20 protein-coding genes are annotated in these 21,478 nt (G+C 50.2%); 17 read left to right on the top strand and 3 right to left on the bottom strand.

Annotated features, from left to right (window positions below; translation table 11 throughout):
* Positions 1-422 precede the first annotated feature (422 nt).
* The 14 genes from HPS55_RS12060 to HPS55_RS12125 all read left to right on the top strand — a co-directional run bounded on the left by HPS55_RS12060 (position 423) and on the right by HPS55_RS12125 (position 16,493).
* The gene (locus tag HPS55_RS12060) at positions 423-1,079 is read left to right on the top strand and encodes a hypothetical protein (RefSeq protein ID WP_172174464.1); all 657 of its coding nucleotides are present in this window, start codon (positions 423-425) and stop codon (positions 1,077-1,079) included.
* Positions 1,080-1,241: 162 nt separating this feature from the next.
* Complete coding sequence (rpoN, locus tag HPS55_RS12065; RefSeq protein ID WP_172174467.1) at positions 1,242-2,765, top strand: RNA polymerase factor sigma-54; 1,524 nt, start codon at positions 1,242-1,244, stop codon at positions 2,763-2,765.
* Between the two features lie 46 nt (positions 2,766-2,811).
* A complete protein-coding gene (locus HPS55_RS12070; RefSeq protein WP_172174470.1) occupies positions 2,812-3,483 on the top strand; it encodes a phosphatase PAP2 family protein in 672 nt (223 codons plus the stop codon).
* Between the two features lie 53 nt (positions 3,484-3,536).
* On the top strand, positions 3,537-4,043 hold the full coding sequence (gene purE, locus HPS55_RS12075; RefSeq protein ID WP_172174473.1) for a 5-(carboxyamino)imidazole ribonucleotide mutase: 507 nt from the start codon (positions 3,537-3,539) through the stop codon (positions 4,041-4,043).
* 203 nt (positions 4,044-4,246) lie between these two features.
* Positions 4,247-6,181, top strand: a complete 1,935-nt coding sequence (locus tag HPS55_RS12080) for a 4-hydroxy-3-methylbut-2-en-1-yl diphosphate synthase (RefSeq protein ID WP_172174476.1) — start codon at positions 4,247-4,249, stop codon at positions 6,179-6,181.
* Between the two features lie 227 nt (positions 6,182-6,408).
* Entirely contained in the window at positions 6,409-7,311 is a 903-nt protein-coding gene (locus HPS55_RS12085; RefSeq protein WP_172174479.1) for a phosphate acyltransferase, read from the top strand.
* A 76-nt stretch (positions 7,312-7,387) separates the two neighbouring features.
* The gene (gene buk, locus HPS55_RS12090) at positions 7,388-8,515 is read left to right on the top strand and encodes a butyrate kinase (protein ID WP_172174482.1); all 1,128 of its coding nucleotides are present in this window, start codon (positions 7,388-7,390) and stop codon (positions 8,513-8,515) included.
* A gap of 206 nt (positions 8,516-8,721) precedes the next feature.
* Positions 8,722-9,867, top strand: a complete 1,146-nt coding sequence (locus HPS55_RS12095) for a GIN domain-containing protein (RefSeq protein ID WP_172174485.1) — start codon at positions 8,722-8,724, stop codon at positions 9,865-9,867.
* A 40-nt stretch (positions 9,868-9,907) separates the two neighbouring features.
* Complete coding sequence (locus tag HPS55_RS12100; protein ID WP_172174488.1) at positions 9,908-10,435, top strand: RNA polymerase sigma factor; 528 nt, start codon at positions 9,908-9,910, stop codon at positions 10,433-10,435.
* 2 nt (positions 10,436-10,437) lie between these two features.
* Positions 10,438-11,025 (top strand): hypothetical protein, encoded by a 588-nt coding sequence (locus HPS55_RS12105; RefSeq protein WP_172174490.1) that lies wholly within the window; start codon positions 10,438-10,440, stop codon positions 11,023-11,025.
* 24 nt (positions 11,026-11,049) lie between these two features.
* Positions 11,050-11,451 carry a DUF5024 domain-containing protein gene (locus HPS55_RS12110; protein ID WP_172174492.1) on the top strand — a complete coding sequence of 134 codons (402 nt, stop codon included), beginning with the start codon at positions 11,050-11,052 and terminating at the stop codon, positions 11,449-11,451.
* A gap of 637 nt (positions 11,452-12,088) precedes the next feature.
* Complete coding sequence (gene miaB, locus HPS55_RS12115) at positions 12,089-13,417, top strand: tRNA (N6-isopentenyl adenosine(37)-C2)-methylthiotransferase MiaB (RefSeq protein WP_172174494.1); 1,329 nt, start codon at positions 12,089-12,091, stop codon at positions 13,415-13,417.
* Between the two features lie 144 nt (positions 13,418-13,561).
* Positions 13,562-15,391 carry an ABC transporter ATP-binding protein gene (locus HPS55_RS12120; protein WP_253947658.1) on the top strand — a complete coding sequence of 610 codons (1,830 nt, stop codon included), beginning with the start codon at positions 13,562-13,564 and terminating at the stop codon, positions 15,389-15,391.
* Between the two features lie 178 nt (positions 15,392-15,569).
* Positions 15,570-16,493: a lysophospholipid acyltransferase family protein gene (locus HPS55_RS12125; RefSeq protein WP_172174498.1), complete on the top strand. Its 924-nt coding sequence runs from the start codon at positions 15,570-15,572 to the stop codon at positions 16,491-16,493.
* 22 nt (positions 16,494-16,515) lie between these two features.
* Here HPS55_RS12125 and HPS55_RS12130 read toward each other — a convergent pair whose 3' ends face one another.
* The gene (locus HPS55_RS12130) at positions 16,516-17,586 is read right to left on the bottom strand and encodes an acyltransferase family protein (protein ID WP_172174500.1); all 1,071 of its coding nucleotides are present in this window, start codon (positions 17,584-17,586) and stop codon (positions 16,516-16,518) included.
* Between the two features lie 149 nt (positions 17,587-17,735).
* On the opposite strand from HPS55_RS12130, the gene HPS55_RS12135 reads away from it, so the two are divergent.
* Genes HPS55_RS12135 through HPS55_RS12145 form a run of 3 tightly spaced genes read left to right on the top strand, consistent with a single transcriptional unit; the run spans position 17,736 to position 19,863 of the window.
* On the top strand, positions 17,736-18,593 hold the full coding sequence (locus HPS55_RS12135) for an O-fucosyltransferase family protein (RefSeq protein ID WP_172174502.1): 858 nt from the start codon (positions 17,736-17,738) through the stop codon (positions 18,591-18,593).
* Between the two features lie 2 nt (positions 18,594-18,595).
* Positions 18,596-19,453, top strand: coding sequence for a hypothetical protein (locus tag HPS55_RS12140; RefSeq protein ID WP_172174504.1), 858 nt, complete (start codon positions 18,596-18,598; stop codon positions 19,451-19,453).
* Positions 19,450-19,863, top strand: a complete 414-nt coding sequence (locus tag HPS55_RS12145; RefSeq protein WP_172174506.1) for an adenylyltransferase/cytidyltransferase family protein — start codon at positions 19,450-19,452, stop codon at positions 19,861-19,863. Before HPS55_RS12140 ends, HPS55_RS12145 begins: the two co-directional genes overlap by 4 nt.
* A gap of 11 nt (positions 19,864-19,874) precedes the next feature.
* Here HPS55_RS12145 and HPS55_RS12150 read toward each other — a convergent pair whose 3' ends face one another.
* Positions 19,875-20,651, bottom strand: coding sequence for a glycosyltransferase family 2 protein (locus HPS55_RS12150; protein WP_172174509.1), 777 nt, complete (start codon positions 20,649-20,651; stop codon positions 19,875-19,877).
* On the bottom strand, positions 20,648-21,478 hold the full coding sequence (locus HPS55_RS12155) for a LicD family protein (protein WP_172174512.1): 831 nt from the start codon (positions 21,476-21,478) through the stop codon (positions 20,648-20,650). The genes HPS55_RS12150 and HPS55_RS12155 overlap by 4 nt, the downstream gene beginning before the upstream one ends.

Below are 21,478 nucleotides of genomic sequence, written 5' to 3' on the forward strand. Positions count from 1 at the left end.
CCGAGTGATTATGTAGTTTGATTCTGTTGACTAACTTAATATATTTATTTGACTATGATTCCAGAAATGAGCGACAAGTTTTGGACACCCTACCTTGCAGGGCGCGGGGATTGGCGATGTTTGAATCCCGGGGTGTCGCTACGCTCTGCCCCGGGCTGTGTGCTTGTTGCCCCGTTGGGGCGCATCCATCCAGAGCGCATTTTGTCCAGACAAGGCACATTCTGTCCGGACAATAATGTAGTTTAACCTTGTTGGCTGACTTACGTATCGTTGTCTTCTCAATGGAAAATGATAGGTTTGGTTAGGGTTGTATTTTAAATGTGGGTTTACCTTTGAATTTTTATGTCTTTTTTCATTTTATTTCTTCTTGTCTGAAAAAGAAATTGTATATTTGCAGAAAATAAATATTGCTACCATATAACATGGCAAAACTATCAAACTGGTCTGATGATTATTGGCTGTTGCTCATGCAACTTTACCTGCGTAACCCCGTGGGTGTAAAGCCTATGTACAGCAGGCCGATGGTAGAGCTGAGCCTTGAGTTGCACATACGTCCAGCATTGCTGTTTACCCGCATGTGTGCAATAGCTAATCATGAAACACCTTATATAGAACATCTGTGGGAGACATACGGCAGCAATCCACGGCGACTGTCGGCAGCTGTAAAGAGGTTGCGTGGCATGAGTGGTTTTTGTAATGCCGAGGCTTTTTATGCCGGTGTGAATACCGTCGAGACATTTGAGCGGGATTTTCGTCCGATATGTGAAGACATTGACGTAATTCCTGTAATGCTTATAATGATAATAGATCTGTATTTCCGCCTTACTCCGGCCACGATGGTACCCGAGACCCCTGAGGTGATAGAACTGGCGCGAGTGATGAGGATTTCGCCTGACGTGGTAAATGATGTGTTGCAACTATACCAGCATTTCGATCCTTATCTGAGTCGTCCGGCTAATCTTCGACTCCTTTCCTCTCCGTTAATGCCAGCCTGTCGCACTATATGGCAACGTTTCGGTAATAGCAGTATTGAGGGTCTTGCATCGTATGCGAGGGAGTTGAAGGAGTTTTTTTTATAAACGGTTTGGTTCTTCCTTTAGCGAATTTTGCCAACTATAATTCTCTTTAACTCCTAAAAGAAAACTCCTAAAGAAAATAAATAAAAACCATTAAGTTTTTCTTTATTCTTTTTTTTATTTAAATTTGCAGACGAAAAAAGACACGATAATTTCATTTTGTTTATGGCTCAAAGTCAGGTTCAGGAACAGAAACAGGAACAAGCGCTCAGGCAGACACAAAACTTCTCGCAACAGCAGCTGTTGCAAGCCCATCTGGTGGAACTGCCCATCAATCAGTTGATGGAGCGGATAAATGCCGAGATGGACGACAATCCTGCGCTTGAGGCGGAGTCACCGGGAGATGACATTACATCAGGAAACGAAATCTATGATGATGGTCCAAACGACGACACTGTTTCGGATGACGATTTTGACACGCGCAATGAGCGCGAGGAACGGCAGTCGGCGCTTGACGACGCTTTGAGCAATATAGGGCGCGATGATGAAGATCTGCCAGTGTATCATGGCGGAATCAACACGCAGGATGAGCGTGAGGACATGGTATATGGTGAGGCGGTGTCATTCTACGACCAGTTGAAGGAGCAACTGGGCGAGATGGATATCGATGACAGGCAACGCCAGATAATGGAATATCTGATAGGCTCGCTCGACGACGATGGATTGCTGCGCAAAAGCATGGACGGCATCGCCGACGAACTGGCCATATATCAGGGGTTGGACGTGACGGCCGACGATATAGACCGTGTGCTCGGCATTATGCAGCAGTATCTCGACCCGCCCGGCATCGGAGCCCGCAGTTTGCAGGAGTGTTTGCTGTTGCAGGTGAAGCGCAGACCCGACTCACGGTTGAAGAATCTGATGCTCGATGTGGTTGAACGTTATTTTGACGAGTTCACTAAGAAACATTGGCATCGTATACGGGCGGCACTGTCATTGACGGAGATGCAGGCCGATGTACTGATGGGTGAGTTACGAAAGCTGAACCCCAAGCCTGGAGCGTCGATGGGTGAGACTGTAGGCAGGAATATGCAGCAGATAACGCCCGATTTTATAGTTGACACGCATGAGGACGGCAGTGTGACGTTCTCGCTCAACAGTGGCGATGTTCCCGAACTGCATGTGTCGCAATCGTTTGCCGACACGTTGCGCGAATATCAGGAGAACAAGGCCGGAATGAGCCGGCAGATGAAGGAGGCGCTTCTGTATACCAAGAAGAAAGTAGAGGCGGCACAGGGATTTATTGAGGCTGTGAAAATGCGTCGACGTACGCTTACGCTTACCATGCAAGCCATAATACACTGGCAGCACCGTTTTTTCGAGGATGGAGACGAAGCCTCGTTACGTCCGATGATTCTTAAGGACATAGCCGAGAAAACAGGTCTCGACCTTTCTACTATCTCACGTGTAAGCAACAGCAAATATGCCCAGACACGGTGGGGGACTTTCCCCTTGCGTCATTTCTTTAGCGACAGCTATGTCACGGAAAGCGGCGAAGAATTGTCGACACGCCGTATAAAAGCCGCTTTACGGGATATAGTTGATGCCGAGGACCGTAGCCGCCCGCTGAGCGACGACGCCTTGCGCGATGAACTCAACAAGCGCGGTTATCCCATAGCCCGTCGTACCGTGGCCAAATACCGTGAGCAGCTCAGCATACCGATAGCCCGTCTGAGGCGGATTCATTGAATGAAGAGTTAGGAATATCTGCCCAATAATAAAACAAATAAAAAAGATGTTACACAAAGAACATCAACAAAGGCTTTATCCTTCGGAAAGGCATAAGAGCACACGTACCAAGAATATCATTCTTGCGGCACGGTTGTTCAGTATGCTGTTTGCGCCGTTCTATCTGCCTCTTGTGGGACTGATAGCATTGTTTCTGTTCAGTTATCTCAGCCTGTTGCCGCTGTTCTACAAGATTTTTGTCCTGTCTTTGGTGTGCGTATTTACAATATTGATTCCGACACTGCTAATACGTCTATACCGTCATTATCAGGGTTGGACGCTTATAGAATTGGGACACAAGGAGCGGCGAATGGTGCCGTATGTAATATCTATCATGTGTTATCTAATGTGTGTATATATCATGGAAAGGTTGCACATACCCCATTTCATGGGAAGCATCATTACAGCGGCACTGATGATACAGATTGTCTGTGCCATAATTAATGCATGGTGGAAGATCAGCACCCATACGGCGGCTATCGGCGGTATGGCGGGGGCATTGTTCTCGTTTGGAGAGATATTCGGTTTCAATCCCGTGTGGTGGATGTGCCTCGTTTTTCTGCTTGCCGGATTGCTCGGTACGAGCCGAATGATTCTGCGCCAGCACTCGTTGGCTCAGGTTGTTGGAGGATTCTGCATCGGTATGGTATGCTCGGCACTTACCATATTGTTCGTGTAGACGTTGTTATGGAAAAGCCGTATTGAATGAATATTTGCAAATATAAAAAGAATATGAATCCAGTAGTAAGTATTATCATGGGCAGTACGAGTGATATGCCCGTAATGGAAAAGGCCTGCAAGTTTCTTGACGAGATGCAGGTGCCGTTTGAAGTTAACGCACTGTCTGCCCACCGCACGCCGGATGCAGTGGAGCAGTTTGCCCGCGGAGCCAAGGATCGCGGTATAAAGGTGATAATAGCCGGAGCTGGCATGGCTGCCGCGCTGCCAGGGGTGATAGCGGCTTCGACAACGCTGCCCGTTATCGGAGTACCCATCAAGGGCATGCTTGACGGGCTTGACGCCATGTTGAGTATCATACAGATGCCTCCGGGAATACCTGTGGCCACGGTGGGAGTGAACGGAGCGCAGAATGCCGCAATCCTGGCCGTGGAGATGATGGCTTTGGCTGACGAGGCTCTGGCCGTACGCCTTGCCGAGTTCAAGAGCGGGCTGAAAGCAAAAATAGAGAAGGCCAACATGGAGCTGGCTGAGGTGAAATACAATTTCAAGACCAACTGATTCATCGGAATCAGTTTAGAGTGCAGAGTGATGATTGCAGAGGTATGATTACCTTTAGTAAATGAGGCTTGAGGGTAATCATACCAAGAGAGTAAATAAGAATTGTACTAAAAGAGGTATGATTACCTTTAGTAAATGAGGCTTGACGGTAATCATACCTCTGCACTCATCACTCTACACTCTTCACTAAAAAAGATATTGTCATGATAGACTTGTTTAACTACTCACGCCGCAAGGCATCTGTCGTCAACGTAGGCAACACTCCTCTCGGCGGCGACAATCCTGTGCGTGTGCAGTCGATGACCACTACGCAGACTACCGACACCGAAGGTTCAGTGGCTCAGACAGAACGCATAGTGGATGCCGGAGGAGAATATGTGCGTCTTACCACGCAGGGCGTGCGCGAGGCCGAGAACCTGAAGAATATCGGTGAGCGGCTGAGAGCCGACGGATATGCAGTCCCGATAGTGGCCGACGTGCATTTCAACCCCAACGTGGCCGATGTGGCTGCACTCTATGCCGGGAAAGTACGTGTGAATCCGGGTAACTATGTTGATCCCGCCCGTACGTTCAGACAACTGGAGTATACCGATGAAGAATATGCCGCCGAACTTCAGAAGATAGAACAACGTTTCGTGCCGTTCCTCAATATATGCCGCGAGCATCATACGGCAGTGCGTATCGGCGTCAATCACGGTTCGCTCTCCGACCGCATCATGTCGCGTTACGGCGACACGCCCGAGGGCATCGTTGAGAGCTGTATGGAATTTCTGCGCATCTGCAAGCGGGAGAAGTTTGACGATGTGGTCATCTCCATAAAGGCAAGCAACACTGTCGTCATGGTACGTTCGGTACGTCTGCTTGTCGACGCCATGGAGCGCGCGGACATGTACTATCCGCTGCACCTTGGAGTGACCGAGGCCGGCGAGGGTGAGGACGGACGCATAAAGAGTGCCGTAGGTATCGGTGCATTGCTGGCCGACGGTATCGGCGACACCATCCGCGTATCACTCAGCGAGGAGCCCGAGGCTGAGATTCCCGTGGCACGCCATCTTGTAGACTATGTCACGTGTCGTGACGGTCACATGATGATCCCTGCCACGGCATGTGCCGGTTTCGATTGGCTGCACCCCGAGCGTCGCAAGACGACAGCCGTGGGGAATATCGGCGGTGACAATGTGCCGGTGGTGGTGGGACCGGCCCCCCTCGGTCCCCCCAAGGGGGGATGCCCTGCGGGAGACACTGAGTCCGACGAGCAGCCCAATACGAAGTCCGATATGAAGCCCGACTATATATATATAGGTGGCAATATGCCGGCGAATCCGGCGTCCGGCCACAAGTATATCGTCGACTTTAATGTATATCAGGAGCATTTCGGTGCTGCTGCTTCATCCCCCCTTGGGGGGACTGAGGGGGGGGCGGGCTCCTTCTATCCCATCTTCCCCCATACGGCCATGCCGTTCATTGGTACAGTGCAAGCCGATGTCAAATTCCTTGTGCTGCAATACGGTGTGCCGGCAGAGGAGTATACGGCATGTCTGCGCAGGCATCCTGAGGTGGTTGTGGTGTGCGTGAGCAACCATCAGAACCGTCTTGGCGAACAGCGTGCCCTCATCCACGAGATTTCTGCCGCCGGGCTGACCAACCCGGTGGTAATATGCCAGATGTATCGCCACACGCAGGAGGAAAAAGGTGACTTCCAACTTGAAGCTGCCGTCGATATGGGAGCACTTATGTTTGACGGAGTCTGCGACGGAATCTGGCTGATGAACGACGGAACACTGTCGTCATCTGACATCTGTGATACAGCCTTCGGCATATTGCAGGCTGCACGTCTGCGCACGTCAAAGACAGAGTATATCAGTTGTCCGGGGTGTGGACGCACGCTTTACGACCTGCGCTCGACCATAGCGCGTATCAAGGAGGCCACAGCGCATTTGAAAGGTCTTAAAATAGGCATAATGGGATGTATCGTCAACGGTCCCGGCGAAATGGCTGATGCCGACTACGGATATGTTGGCGCCGGCCGAGGCAAGATTTCTCTTTACCGCCGCAAGGAGTGTGTGGCAAAGAATATTCCCGAGGAGGAGGCCGTGGAGCGTCTGCTCGAACTGATCGACAACGACACAGCCATTTAGTTAAGGATTAAAAGTGAATAATCAGGAGTTATGATATGTTGCATAAACAGAGACTGAAGGTCCCGGTGGTATCATAACTCCTGATTATTCACTTTTAGCTCTTAGTTTTTTTATTATTATATTAACGTGAGTTCGATATGAGAAAAGCATTATCTTAAAAAGATTTTTCCCGCATAATTCTCGTTAAATAGAAATTATTTTCTTAAGTTTGCAGAAAAATAAAGCCTATGGAACTACTTCATGATTTTTCATTTTTGGAACAGAGACTTAGAGGCATGTCTGTCCGAAAGTGCATAGCTTTGGCCTGCCCCCACGACACACATACCGAATATGTGATAGAGCGCGCACTTGGCGAGGGCTTCGCGCGCTTTGTGCTTACTACGGCAGGACCGCTCAGTCCGCGTCTTGCGCGTGTGGCGGAAGCCCATGCCGGATTGGTGGACATTGTGGTCTGTGCCGATGCGGCCGAGGCCTCGCGTGAGGCAGTGGCTGTGGTGCGGCGTGGCGAGGCCGATGTGCTGATGAAGGGAACGGTGAACACAGATGTGCTTCTGCGGGCCGTACTCGACAAGCAATGCGGACTGTTGGAACCGGGGCGCGTGATGAACCATATCACGATGAGCCACATACCGGCTTACGGGAAACTGCTGATGTTTTCGGATGCCGCTGTGGTGCCCCGTCCTACGCTCGTACAGTTTGATGCCATAGTGAATGCCTGTGCATCGGCATGCCGTCGTTTCGGAATCGACACTCCCAACATAGCGCTGACACACTGCACGGAAAAGGTGAACCCCAAGTTCGAGCACACTGTAGCCTACGAAGAGATAAAGCGTCGTGCCGCCGCAGGAGCATACGGCAATGCTGTAGTCGACGGGCCGATGGATGTCAAGACGGCGCTCGATGCCGAGAGCGGGGCCATCAAAGGCATATCGTCGCCCGTGGCAGGCTGTGCCGACGTGCTGATATTTCCCAACATCGAGGCCGGCAACACATTCTACAAAACCATTACGCTCTTTGCCGGAGCACAGACCGCCGGGTGGCTTGCCGGTACGACGGTACCGGTGGTGGTGGCCTCGAGAGCCGATTCGGAAGTGTCCAAGTACTACAGTCTGGTCATGGCCGCTTTATGACAATATTGCAGAAGTCACGTTGCGGTATGCCGCCGCACGTGGCAAACCATAAATTAACAAGTAACAACTACTGACTATGAAACCAATTACCGACAACAATACATGCCGTGACGGCTCACGTCCTTACCGCATTTTCGTAATCAATCCCGGAGCAACATCGACCAAACTCGCCCTCTACGAGAACGACCGTGCCGTGTGGATGTCGGGAGCGCATCATTCCGCTGCCGACCTCGTGCGGTTTCACCGTTCCACCGAGCAGTATGAATATCGCATGGACTTCATACGCCGCAGGATGCAGGCCGATGGCATCGCTGTCGGTTTCGATGCTGTCATAGGGCGCGGCGGTCTGCTCAGTCCGCTGCCTGGAGGCGTATATCGTGTCGACGAGAAAATGAAGCGCGACCTGCTTACGGCCGAGATGGACCATGTGTGCAATCTCGGTGCGCTGCTGGCCGACGAACTGGCACAGGAATGCGGCTGCCCTGCGTTCATTGCCGACCCGGTGGTGGTCGACGAGATGCAGACCGTGGCACGCTATACCGGCATACCCGGGATGATGCGCAAATCGGTGTTCCATGCTCTCAACAGCAAGGCTATGGCCCGTCAGTATGCCTCCAAGGCCGGACAGCGCTATGAGGATATCAGCGTGATAGTGGCTCATATGGGCGGCGGCATCTCTGTCAGCGCCCACCGTCGCGGTATGGTCATCGATGTCAACAACGCTCTTGACGGCGAGGGACCATTCTCTACCGAACGTGCCGGCACGCTGCCTGCCGGACAACTTGTCGACCTTTGTTTCAGCGGCAAGTATACCATGAAGCAGATCAAGAAGATGATTCACGGCCACGGAGGTCTGATGGCATATACCGGCACCAACGACATGATAACCATAGCACGCCGTGCCGAGGATGGAGACGAGCCGTGCCGCACGGTTCTCGATGCCATGCTTTATACCGTGGCAAAGCAGATAGGGGCCATGCATGTGGCGTTGCACGGTGAGGAGAAGGCCGTCATCGTCACCGGCGGCATAGCCTACAGCGACTATTGCATGAAGCGGCTAAAGGCGCAGATTGACTTTCTTGCTCCGGTGGTGGTGATGCCCGGCGAGAACGAGATAAACTCACTGGCCTACAACGCCCTGTGTGTGCTCACGGGCAGGATAGAGCCTAAGGACTATTCGGAGATGTGCCGTACGGGCCGATGACCGATAACGACGATGTTTCATGACACGTCATGTCATGAGGCTGTGTGTCTTTTTTGAGTCGATTATCGTTTTTTTTCCTTTGTTTTTATGTCACAAAACTGTTGTTTTTACGTATTACAGGTAAACAACGGGGGGACGTCTCTTTGTGTAATACCGTTTGATGAACAGTTAAAAGATTATGAAAACAAACCAATAACCAGTCAATTATGAACATACGGAGATTATTTATCATTGCTCTGGCCGTGTGCATGTCTACGGCCTGCAGCAGTTCGCGTAAGGCGGCTACAGGCATGGCGTATGCTGACGGCGGATGTAAGGAGAGCGTTTCGGACGACGGTCGGCTTATCAGGCGCACACTTCCGTTGCGCGATTTCAATGAGATAGAATGCTACTGGATAACCACGCTCAAGTACAGGCAGTCTTCCGAATATAGCGTTGCCCTTACCACAACGGCGAAAGGACACGAATTGGCAAACGTATACGTCGATGGCAGCAAACTTTGTCTGAAATGGAAAGGTAGAGTGGAACTGGAAAAGGGGATGGTGATACTGGAAGTGTCATGCCCCAATCCACGGCTCATAGAGTGTTTCGGCGAGACCGTGGCCGAACTGTCGGATATAGATACCGGCGATTTCATACTTACGGCAGGCAGCATGTCAAGCGTCAGCACCGGCCGCATAAAGGGCACCGACGTCAAGATAGACAAACACGGCACCGCCAACCTGAGTATGGGAGCGGTCCATGCCTCCGGCAATCTCACTATCAAGGCCGGAGGCATGGGCAAACTTACGGCGGCCGATGTCAGCGGCAGTAACGTCTCGATGAACAAATACGGCACTGCCGACCTGTGTGTCGGGCCAGTCCGTGCCTCAGGCGACCTTAGGATAGAGGCCGGAGGAATGGGAATAATATCCACGGCCGATATAAACTGCCAAAGCATAAAGATAGACAAGAGCGGAACGGCTAATATAGAATCGGGCAACATCACGAGCAGCGGAACGTTCGATATCTCTTGCGGCGGTATGGGTACATTGGTAATGGGTGACACAGAGGCTCCGGCCATACGGCTGACAGCCACCGGCACGGCCCAGATAAGATCGGGAAAGATGAGCGGCACGACCCTGAGCATAAACCAAGGTGGTATGGGCAATTCGATACTCACATACAAGGGCGACCGGGCGGACATTTCCAGCAGCGGAGCGAGGAGTATGAACATCGGAGTGGATTGCAACAAATTGAACGTTGTCCACACCGGCATGTCGGCCATAACGATAACGGGCACGGCCGACGATGTGAAAATAGAAGGCTCGGGAGCCGCAGCGGTGAACTGCAGCGGTCTGAACAGATATTGAACCGGACCGGCCTGACGGCAGATACACACAACCATTGCCTATGACGGACAGCGAATATATGGAAGAAGCCGCAGTGCTGCGCCCGCGCCTTGTAGGCACGGCATGGCAGTACGTAGGCGACGAAGCTGAAGATGTGGTGCAGGACGCCATGATGAAGCTTTGGGACATGCGCTGCAATCTGCACTGTCCGATGGAGCCGATGGCACGTGTCGTTGTCCGTAATATATGCGTCGACAGGCTCCGCCGCCGCAATGCCGTGACGGTGGTCCCGCTTGCGGGCGATGAAGGCCTGGCGGCCGTTGCAGACCGTTGCTTTTCTGCCACTGCCGTCTGTTCCGCTGCCGCCGCCGTTGACGATTCGTGCGAGCGTGTGGACAGGATAATGGCTATCGTCGACCGGCTGCCCGACCGGCAGCGTACCGTGCTCTGCATGCGGCATTTAGATGGCATGGAGATGGGTGATATTGCCGAACAGACCGGTAGCAGCGAAGAGGCGGTGAGGAAGGCCCTGAGCCGTGCCCGCCAGGCTGTGAGAGACCGTTACAGACAAATGAGAAACAAGCGATGACAATGGAGAAGATGGATGATATAAAGAATGTAAAGATGCTTATGGACCGTTTTTTTGACGGTGCCACGTCGATTGACGAAGAACGGCGTCTATACGCATTCTTCGCTTCGGACGATGTTCCGGCCGAACTGGAGGAGTATTGCGAGATGTTTCGCGACTTCGCACTGCTGGTTCCACCGGCAACGCCGGCTGCTGCCGGTGGAAATACTGCCGGTGAGGAGCCGGATGGGAGAGGAGAGTGCTGTATGCCGGTCCCTCCGCAGACACGCCGGCGCTTTGCCGTGTTGAGGCGTGTGTCCGTTGCCGCCGCTGCTGTAGTGCTGATAGCCGCCGGAATTTTCATTGCCGAAGACATCCGCTACCGCAACCGTCTTTCGTCGCTCTACGGCGGCAGCTATATGATTGTCGACGGTCAGCGTACTGACAATCTTAAAAAGATTCTGCCGCATATAGAGAGTACGCTGCGTATGGTCGAGATACAGGAACACCGTGCCAGTGCCGAAGCTGCTATAACGGCGGCCGAACAGGATGTGCTCGGTGCCATAAGCGATCCAGAAGAGCGCGAGCGCATCCGCAGGTTGCTTGAGTGATAACGTTTTCTTGATTTTGAGTTTATGAAAAGAATATTGATGCTTTTGGTTGTTGTCGTGTCGGTGCTGTCGCATGCGCGCGGCCAGAACACGATAGACAATCGTATGAACATGTTTTCAAACGAGTGTATAGGGGCAAGCACATTCACATCGGTCATAGAGCGAAATCCCGCCACGCACAAGGTCAAAAAGGTGGTCAAGGTGCTCAAGACATCGTCTTACAACGCTGCCTCCTTTGTCGGGGTATTCAGGTCTGAGGCCGGTAGCGGCACGTTCAGCGAGACAGAGGACGGCAACAAGGTGACGATGCTGCTCACGATAGAGAAGAACGATTGTACGCGCATATACATGCTCACGTACGACAAGCGGAAAACTTCGGTATCCGATGGCAGTGTGACGACGATCGTAAAGTACAGGAAGAGATAAGGATGTGGCAAACCCAAAGTTCTGATACGCCGGTATTTAAAAATCTTTACTTTAACGTATGTTAAGCGACATCGGAATCGCGATTTTCGGACAAGGCACCGAAAATCGCGATTTTTGTATCAAACGGGGAGCGCTGACAGTCAGCACGTTATGTAGATGAGGCTTTGTCAAGAAAGCAGAGAGGGCCGTTTCGCATTGCAATAAGGCCGTTGTTGCATTGCGACGGCGGCCTTATTGCAATGCGAAACGGCCCTCGCGGGAGTGTCGGGAGGCCCTTACGGCGAGAAAACAAGGCAAAAAACGTGTGTAAAGGAAGCCGAGAAGGCCTCCCGGCTTTTCTATTTCGGAAAAAATAAAATGCGTTTTTTTCAGAATAAAATTTACTTGGCATTCATTGATTCATAAGTCATTCAACAGAATCAATACGTATGATCTGTTTTTGGGGAGGCTTTGAATGCCTTGCTGTTTCTTTTTGGTGATTTTCATTTTCGTCATCAGTCGTGTGGCTCGTTGCACCCTTTTTTTCTCAAAAGAAAATCCCGCAAAATAATTCCGCAAATCATTTTCTTTATCCTGCCGGTGTATAATCTCACTATTTTATTGTACATTTGCACCTTGATTATATAATTAAGACTTTATGAAAAAACTGTTTATCGAGACCTATGGCTGCCAGATGAATGTTGCGGATTCGGAGGTCGTGGCCTCGGTGATGAAAATGGCAGGATACGATGTCTGCGAGGATATAGCGGATGCCGATGCCGTGTTGCTGAACACATGTTCGGTGCGCGACAATGCGGAGCAGAAGATTTATCACCGTCTTGAAGCACTCGACGCCGAACGCCGCAAGGGCCGCAAGCTGATAGTGGGAGTATTGGGATGTATGGCCGAGAGAGTGCGCGACGAACTGCTCGAGAACCATCATGCCGACCTTGTGGCGGGACCGGACGCTTATCTTGCACTGCCTGATCTGATAGCACAGGCCGAGGCCGGCCACAAGGCCATCAACATAGAACTTTCGACAACGGAGACATACCGCGATGTGGTGCCTCAGAGGCTGCACGCAAGCCGTACGGGAGGATTTGTCAGCATCATGCGCGGATGCAACAACTTCTGCCACTACTGCATAGTGCCGTACACCCGCGGGCGGGAGCGCAGCCGCGACGTAGAGAGCATACTGCGCGAGGTGTGCGATCTGCGCGACCGGGGATACAAGGAGGTGACACTGCTGGGGCAGAATGTCAATTCGTACAGGATTCCTGCCGGCTCATCCGAAGGAGACTTGTCCTTCGCAGGTCTGTTGCGTATGGTTGCCCGCACGGTGCCGGAGATGCGTGTACGCTTCACTACAAGTCATCCCAAGGACATGAGCGACGATACACTCAGAGTGATAGCCGGGGAGCCGAACGTGTGCCGCCATATACATCTGCCCGTACAGAGCGGCAGCAACAGGATTCTGCAGCTGATGAACCGCAAGTACACACGCGAATGGTATCTCGACCGCGTGGCGGCGATACGGCGTATAGTGCCCGACTGTGCCATCTCGACGGACATGTTTGTGGGCTATCACAGCGAGACCGAGGAAGACCACCGTATGTCGCTGTCGCTGATGAGCGAGGTGGGTTACGATTCGGCCTTCATGTTCAAGTACAGTGAGCGTCCCGGTACGTACGCGTCGAAACATCTGCCGGACGACGTGCCGGAGGAGGTGAAGATAAGACGGCTCAACGAGATGATACAGTTGCAGACGGAACTGTCGGCCGAGGCCAACCGCCGCGACGAGGGCCGCGAGTTTGACGTGCTCGTAGAAGGCTACAGCAAGCGCTCGCGCGAGCAGATGTGCGGACGCACGGAGCAGAACAAGATGGTGGTGTTTGACAAGGGCGACAGCCGGGTGGGGCAGACAGTGCGTGTGGTTATAACAGGCAGTACAAGCGCCACTCTGTTCGGGAAAAGACTCGGAATATAAGAATTGAAAGAGAAGGGCGACAGACGTTGTATTCCGCCCGGCCCATTGCCGGTTGCAGGACAACAGTTCCTAAGCGGATACAGTAAGCGGTAGTTCCTTTTTCAACTAACTCCTTTTAAAATGGTAAAAGACTTTTTGAATATAATGTGGCGTTTTCTGCCGCCTTATAGAAAATATCTGGTATTGTCGATAGTGTGCAACATACTGTCGGCGGTCATGAACATTTTTTCGTTTGCGGCATTGATACCCATATTGCAGATACTTTTCAAGGTAGACGAGAACAGGGTGACAAGCCCGATGGCTTGGGGCGACGGGAGTCTGAAAGACTGGGCCTCCGGCAACTTGAACTATTACGTTTGTCAGATGATAGACAGCTGGGGAGCGGTGACGGCACTGTTTGCCATCGGGCTGTTCCTCGTTTTCACAACACTGATAAAGACGAGCCTGTATTTCGGTGCCTCGGCATTTATCGTGCCCATACGTACGGGAATAGTCCGCGACATACGCAATCTGATATACTTCAAGATAACGGCGCTGCCGCTGAGTTTCTTCACCGACGAACGCAAGGGTGACATCATAGCGCGCATCACCGGCGACGTGAACGAGGTGGAGACATCGATAATGTCGTCGCTCGACATGCTTTTCAAGAATCCTATCCTCATTGTGAGCTATGTTGTTACGCTGTTCTTCATCAGTTGGGAGCTGACGCTCTTCACTCTTGCCGTGGTTCCCGCCATGGGATGGTTCATGGGAGTGGTGAGCCGCAAGCTCAAGGCGCAGTCGCTCAACGTGCAGGCCCTGTGGAGTGACACTATGAGCCAGGTGGAGGAGACGCTCGGCGGACTGCGCATAGTAAAGGCTTTCTGTGCCGAGAAGAAGATGAACGAACGTTTCGACCGTATCAACAATCTGCACCGCGACACGCTTAAGCGCATGGTGATAAGGATGCAGCTGGCTCACCCCATGAGCGAGTTTCTCGGCACGGTGCTCATAATGATAGTGCTGTGGTTCGGCGGAATACTCGTGCTCAACAAGTCAACCATCTCCGGCCCGACGTTCATCTATTATCTTGTAATCCTTTACAGTGTCATTAATCCGCTGAAAGAGTTTTCAAAGGCAAGCTACAACATACCGCGCGGACTGGCTTCGATGGACCGTGTCAACAAGATATTGAATGCCGAGAACCCTATACGCGAGAAAGACAATCCGAAGCACATAGACGAGTTCAGGCATACGATAGAGTTCCGTAACGTGTCGTTCGCGTACAACTATAATGCCGAAGACCCTTCGCAGACACGCTGGATTCTGCGCAACATCAACCTGACGATAGAGAAGGGAAAGACAGTTGCTCTGGTGGGACAGAGCGGAGGAGGAAAATCGACCATGGTAGATCTCATTCCGCGTTACTACGACGTGCAGGAGGGCGAAGTGCTCATAGACGGCATCAACGTGAAGGACCTCGGAATATATGACCTGCGCCAGCTGATAGGCAACGTCAATCAGGAGGCCATTCTCTTCAACGACTCGTTCCGCAACAACATCGCCTTCGGGGTGGACAACGCCACGCAGGAGCAAATAGACGAGGCGGCAAGGATAGCGAATGCCTACAACTTCATAATGGAGTCGGAGCACGGATTCGACACCAATATCGGTGACCGCGGCGGACGTCTGTCGGGCGGACAGCGCCAGCGTGTGAGCATAGCCCGGGCCATACTCAAGAATCCGCCCATTCTGATACTCGACGAGGCGACGTCGGCTCTTGACACCGAGAGCGAGCGGTTGGTGCAGGAAGCTCTCGAGAGGCTCATGAAGACGCGCACCACCGTTGCCATCGCACATCGTCTGTCAACGATACACAGTGCCGACGAGATATGCGTGATACACGAGGGCAGGATTGTGGAGCGTGGCACGCACGAACAACTCATCGCTCTCGACGGATATTACAAAAGGCTTAACGATATGCAGACCATATAGGCCATACGGAACTGTTTTAATGATTGGATAAGGAAATATTGCAATCTTTTGATTTAATCGGAAGATTGCAATATTTTTTTGTTGTATGTCTCAAAAGGTTTCCGTATCTTTGCATATTATACTGTAAAACCATATGCAGTAAAAACAGTAAGATTATGAATTTTATAACGGTCAGGGAATGAAAAAGGCATTTTATTACACTGTATTCGGTCTGTGGTATCTCATATCGCTGCTGCCGCTGAGGGTGCTTTATGTAATTTCCGACGGGTTGTTCTACCTGATATATTATGTTGTAAGATATCGCCGGCCATTGGTGCGCAGGAATCTTACAGACTCTTTTCCTGACAAGACGGTCAAGGAGATAATAAGAATAGAGAAGGACTTCTATTCATGGTTCTGTGACTATATTGTAGAGACAATCAAACTGTTCTCAATGGGCGGCAGGCAGATGAAGAAACGGATGCGCTTCGAGGGATTGGAACAAGTGAGGGAAACCTTGAAAAGCGGTCGGTCGTGCGCGTTGTATCTGGGACATTATTGCAATTGGGAGTGGGTGACATCGTTGCCGTTGTCGATAGGTTGCGATGCTGTATGTGCACAGATATATCATGTGCTTGAGAATCCGATGTTCGACAAATTGTTCTATCGTTTGAGAGGGCGTATGGGGGCCATAAGCATACCGATGGCGGAAACATTGCGTTATATTGTGAAATACCGCAATGAGGGAAAGCCTGTAATCATAGGATTCATTGCTGATCAGACACCGTTTTGGAACAATATACATTATTGGACGGATTTTCTGAACCATGATACACCTGTACTGACCGGTACGGAGCGTATTGCACGTAAGTATAACCTTAAGACATACTATCTCGATGTCCGTAGAGAAAGACGAGGACGGTATGTCGCTGAATTCAAACTGATGAGCGATGCACCGCAGGAATTGTCAGAATACGGACTTACGGAACTGTACTGGCGTGAACTGGAAGCGACCATCCGTCGTCAGCCTCATCTGTGGCTGTGGACACATAACAGGTGGAAACGTACGCGTAAGGAGTGGGAGCGGAGGTTTGATTTGCCGGCAAAGAAAAATGAGGCTTGATCGAGATAGACTTGATATCTGCTTAGCGGCTGATAACGGGACGTTCCTGTCTTACAAGTCTCCTTATCGGAGCATATACAAAACCTACGATATACGATGATACCAGCGAGACGGCTACAAGGACAATCCATATCACGACAGGATAGCGCAATGAGTAAATGGCATTGCCGAATATGTAATGAACGAAGAAATAATGGATGAGCCACATATTCGTGCTGTGTCGGCCGAAGTATTCAAACATGCGGTCAGCCCATGCCGGACGTTTGCACACAGCGTACAGCGGTATGAGTATCATCACAAACCATGGATGTATGAGACTTGAGGCGCCGATGCAAAGTTTTATGAACAGTAGTACGGCCGCCGTACAAGCCGCTGTGACATTGATTCTGCCATAACTGTAACGAGAGGTCAGCCGCGACCTCAGTTTTTCTATAAGCCGGTGTCTTGCAAACATCACTCCGGCCATGAACATGAACAGCAACATGAATATCCTCAGCACGTTGATAACCACAAGTCCGGCTGTTCCGGAATGGTCGGGATTAACGGAATCGACAGCAACGTATGCCCCTGCGTACAGCATGAAGACCGGGACGAGCATCAGTATTTCATGCTTCACACCGGCTGAATATATCAGTTTCAGTATGCGGTCCGACAGGAGTGTCAGTATCGCATATGGCAGGAGAAACCACCATGCACCGTTCATGGAGCATTTCAGACCGGTAAGATTGAGTGCCGCATCGTATATGCCGGTATTGAAAAGTTGCGGATTGAATGCCAGTCCCAACGGATAGAAAAACAGGAATACGGTCCATAAATTGGCGTATAGGCTCAGCACGCGCCGCCAATTGCGCATACGGCGGCCTTGCGCTACGGCCCGTTCATGGGTTACGGCCAGTCCGTATCCGCCCAAGAATATGTATACAGGCACGCACATGGAGCATATTTTTTTCATCACCGTGGCCAGCGGGGCGCCATTGTAGAAATATACGGTGTTGGCCAAAGTTGCGGTCAGATCTCCGGAACTGAACAGATGCAGCCACAGCATTGACAATATGGCAATGCCTTTGAGTTGGGATGTGGTAGCTTTATCCATCTGATAAATGTTGTCTTGTGGGCAAATGTTCTGCAAAATTAAGAAAATTATGCTGTAACAAGAAAACTTGTCGCGTTTTTTTGCCGTTTTGTTGTAGGAAAGAACTATCTTTGTAGATTAAAAGAAGTTGGCATAGGAACAAAACATATATGATATTTGCAAGAGACAAGGGTAGGATGTGCAATAACATACTGCAATACGGTCATGTCTATGCTTGGGCAAGGGAACATGGCCGGAAAAGCGTATCCATGCGTTTCTGTTACAAATATCAATATTTCAGAATATGTTCCACACCTTATCACAGCTTCCTTACGTACCTCATTGCAAAGTACATGGCTAAATGGGGAATGATGCCTGTCGTGGGATTCCATGATGAAAACATCGATACGACGGAAAAGGAAAGGCTTATGCTGTCGGCTGGCAATGTAATGGTGGAAGGATGGTATGTAAGGTTCTACGACTTGTTCCTGAAATACAAGCCGGAAATCGTCAACCTGTTTTCATTCAAGAAGAGCATCAGTGACGGCATCATGTCATATATGGCATCGAAGACCATAGACGGAGACCTGAATCTCGGCGTGCATATTCGTCGTGGTGACTATAAGACATGGAAAGGCGGACAATATTATTTTGACGACGATACGTACATAGGATATATACGCCGGTTTGCCGGGCAACATAACGACCGGAACATAAATGTGTTCATCTGCGGAAACGATCCGTCGCTGGACAAGACACGTTATATGGAAGAGCTTGGCGGTCCGGTGAAGGCTCATGGGGCGCAAGGATTCTGTCGTAGAATCAGCGTCTTCTTCCCCGACGGCAATCCGGGCGAAGATCTGTGCCTGTTGTCCGAATGCGACTATATAATGGGAGCGCCAAGCACTTTTTCGCTCGTCGCATCCATGTATCACGACCGTCCGTTGATGTGGATTGAGTGTCCATATACAAACGGCGCATATGTAGAGTTTAAAGATTTTGATAATTTATTCCGCAATATACGATAACAATGAATATACTTTACCTCGTATTTGGACGACGGCTTAATGACCATGTTCAGGCCAATCTCTCCATACGCTCATTCATGCGGCAACTCACAGATAATGATACGATATATGTGATAACAACAAATCCGGAGTATTACAGCCGTATCGATACCGTGAGGACGATAACGGTTTCTGAAGATACGTTGAGAGAGTGGAAAGGCCGGCACGGGTTCTTCTGGCGTGTGAAGATAAAGGCTATAGAGCATATTGTAAAGTTATGTCCCGACGAGCATTTGTTGTATATTGACAGTGACACTGTCCTTACGGGAAATCTTGAACAGATAAGGACACTCTTGGACAACGGTTGCGGCATGATGCATCTTAACGAGGGGCATCCCGGCCGTATGAAGTCCAAGTCTTTGAAAATGTGGAAGAAAGTCGCCGGTCATACATATGGAGGGATTACATTGGGCAGGCAGCATGACATGTGGAACGCGGGGGTGGTGGCCATCCCGCGTGACAAGTTGCGTGAAACGGTAGCTTTGACTCTGCGGATATGCGACGGAATGCTTGAAGATGATGTGGAACGGGTAGTGATAGAACAGTATTCTCTGAGCATAGCCTTATACGAGACAACCGTCCTGAAGCCGGCTGAAGACTATATAACCCATTATTGGGGTAACAAGGGCGAATTTAACGACTTTGCCCATGAGTTCTTTCTGAAATCATATATGGCAGGACGGAATGTGGAAGACGAAGTGGCACAACTCGATATGGAGAAGTTGATGTCGATGCCCGTAAGAATAAAGATGTCAAACATCAACCGTCTGCTGACGAATCTTATCAATAATATGTTTCCGAATAAAATACAGACGCCATGATTTCAGGAAAAAGAGTGTTTACTGTAGGAGTGTACGACCTTCTTCATATAGGACATGTACATCTTTTCCGTCGTGCCAGCAAACTTGGAGATTATCTCATTGTCGCAGTACAGGAATCGGATGTCGTGGCCAGATTCAAGCCTGACGCTAATTTGGTTTATTCTACCGAAGAACGTATGTATATGGTTAAGGCTGTCAGATTTGTAGATGAAGTGGTTTCTTATCGCGATGTAAATGATATTGTGCGTGAGGTTGACTTTGATATATTTGTGGTAGGTCCGGACCAGACACATTCAGGATTCAAGAATGCAATACAATGGTGTCGTGATAGAGGCAAAGAGGTCGTGGTACTGCCGCGTACGGAAGGTATCTCCTCCTCATGGCTTAAAGAGCAGATCAAGAATATGTAGTGTGGAACGTGTCAGTTTTGGCTGTTGCGCTTGTTTTCCATCATCTTTGCTACTACCACAAACTGATAGAAACTGTTTAGTGCTGCCTTTATCAATCCGGCCTTGCCGTCGCGCCATGCCCCTTTCAGAATGTACGACTTGAAGAATCTGAACGCCGGTCGGTACAGTAAAGCAGCCAGTCCATAGTTTTTGGCTGCTTTTTTTATTGCCTCGTTGTCTGTATATTCGTTTGTTTTATGTAATATACTGTGTACGGTATCGTTGGCCAGGTGAAGCATTGCAAGGTCGCGCCGTCTTCTCGGTATCTTTTCCACACGTCCTTTCACTACCGGAAACGTATGTACGTAAGGAGGCCATACGGTACCTTCGCGGACGAAGAACCTCAGCTGGTAGTCCGGATATGACAGATGCATCATTTGTGACATGAACATGCCTTGCCTTGGAATGAACAGACCTTGCGGACAGTCTTTATCGGCAATCCGGTCATATAGATATTCACGTAGTGCATCGGAAATGATTTCGTCGGCGTCCACCACAAGAACCCACTCCGACGATGCGCTCTGTATGGCAAACGTACGTGCCGGTTCGGCGCTTTTGTGGCCGGCTTTCGGAAACGTCACGATTTTGCATCCATACCTGCGCGCTATGTCTGTAGTAGAGTCGGTGCTTTCCATATCGCACACCACAATTTCGTCGAATCCTTTTACTGCATCGAGAACCTCGCGCAGATGTTCTTCGGCATTGTAGGTGTTTATCACTACTGATATGGTTTTGTTGTCAATGTTCATGTCTTTAATCCTTTTTGCTTCAGATATTCTTTGTACGGTTGTTTCAAGTCCAGATAATGGAAATTGTGACTCACGCGGTTTTCTTCCTTTGGTATCTGCATGTAGTCTCCAAATTCTCTTGTCAGGTAATCGTCGGCATTTTCTACCCCCATCACTGTTTCTCCTTCAAATTCAACAGGTGTTGGAGCTCCTATGACAGATTTGGGCATAACGCTCGTCATACCGTCATTGAGTGCGCTTACCCATGTGCTTCTGTCGTATGGATATCGTGTCATCACCTGTTTGAACCGTCGCATCGCCCCCTTGCCGGTATATGTCTTGTGTATAAGTCTTGGCAGCCATGAACTTGGTCCGTGCCCGTGCTTGAAAGGATCGCGCAGCAGGAAATATATTATTTTCTTATAATACTCATACTTCAGATACTGTATACGTTGTGCCACGTGCGACGAGGATATTCCGTCGAGTGGGAAAATGTCTATATATACGCCTCCGACGTACTTTACATGGCTCCGTTCTATCAGTGTTGTGCTTGCATCCTGCATTTTGCCGATGCCGCCGAGAAAGTTCTCGTCAGTCTCGTGACAGATAAATTCATATGGTTCGGGAAACCATTCTTTTGCATGCCTGATGAGCATTTCGTATTCCGGACGCGGCAATCCTACATCAATATCGTCATCCCACGGTATGAATCCTTTGTGACGGACGGCGCCGAGCATTGTTCCGAACAGAATATAATAGTGCAGGTCGTGTTCCTTACAGATATTGTGAAATGCCATCAGCATTTCTTTTATATGCAATTGCAGTTCGCGTATGTTGTAGTTTGGCAT

Origin of the sequence: Xylanibacter rodentium (assembly GCF_013166575.1) — a bacterium.
GTDB lineage: Bacteria > Bacteroidota > Bacteroidia > Bacteroidales > Bacteroidaceae > Prevotella > Prevotella rodentium.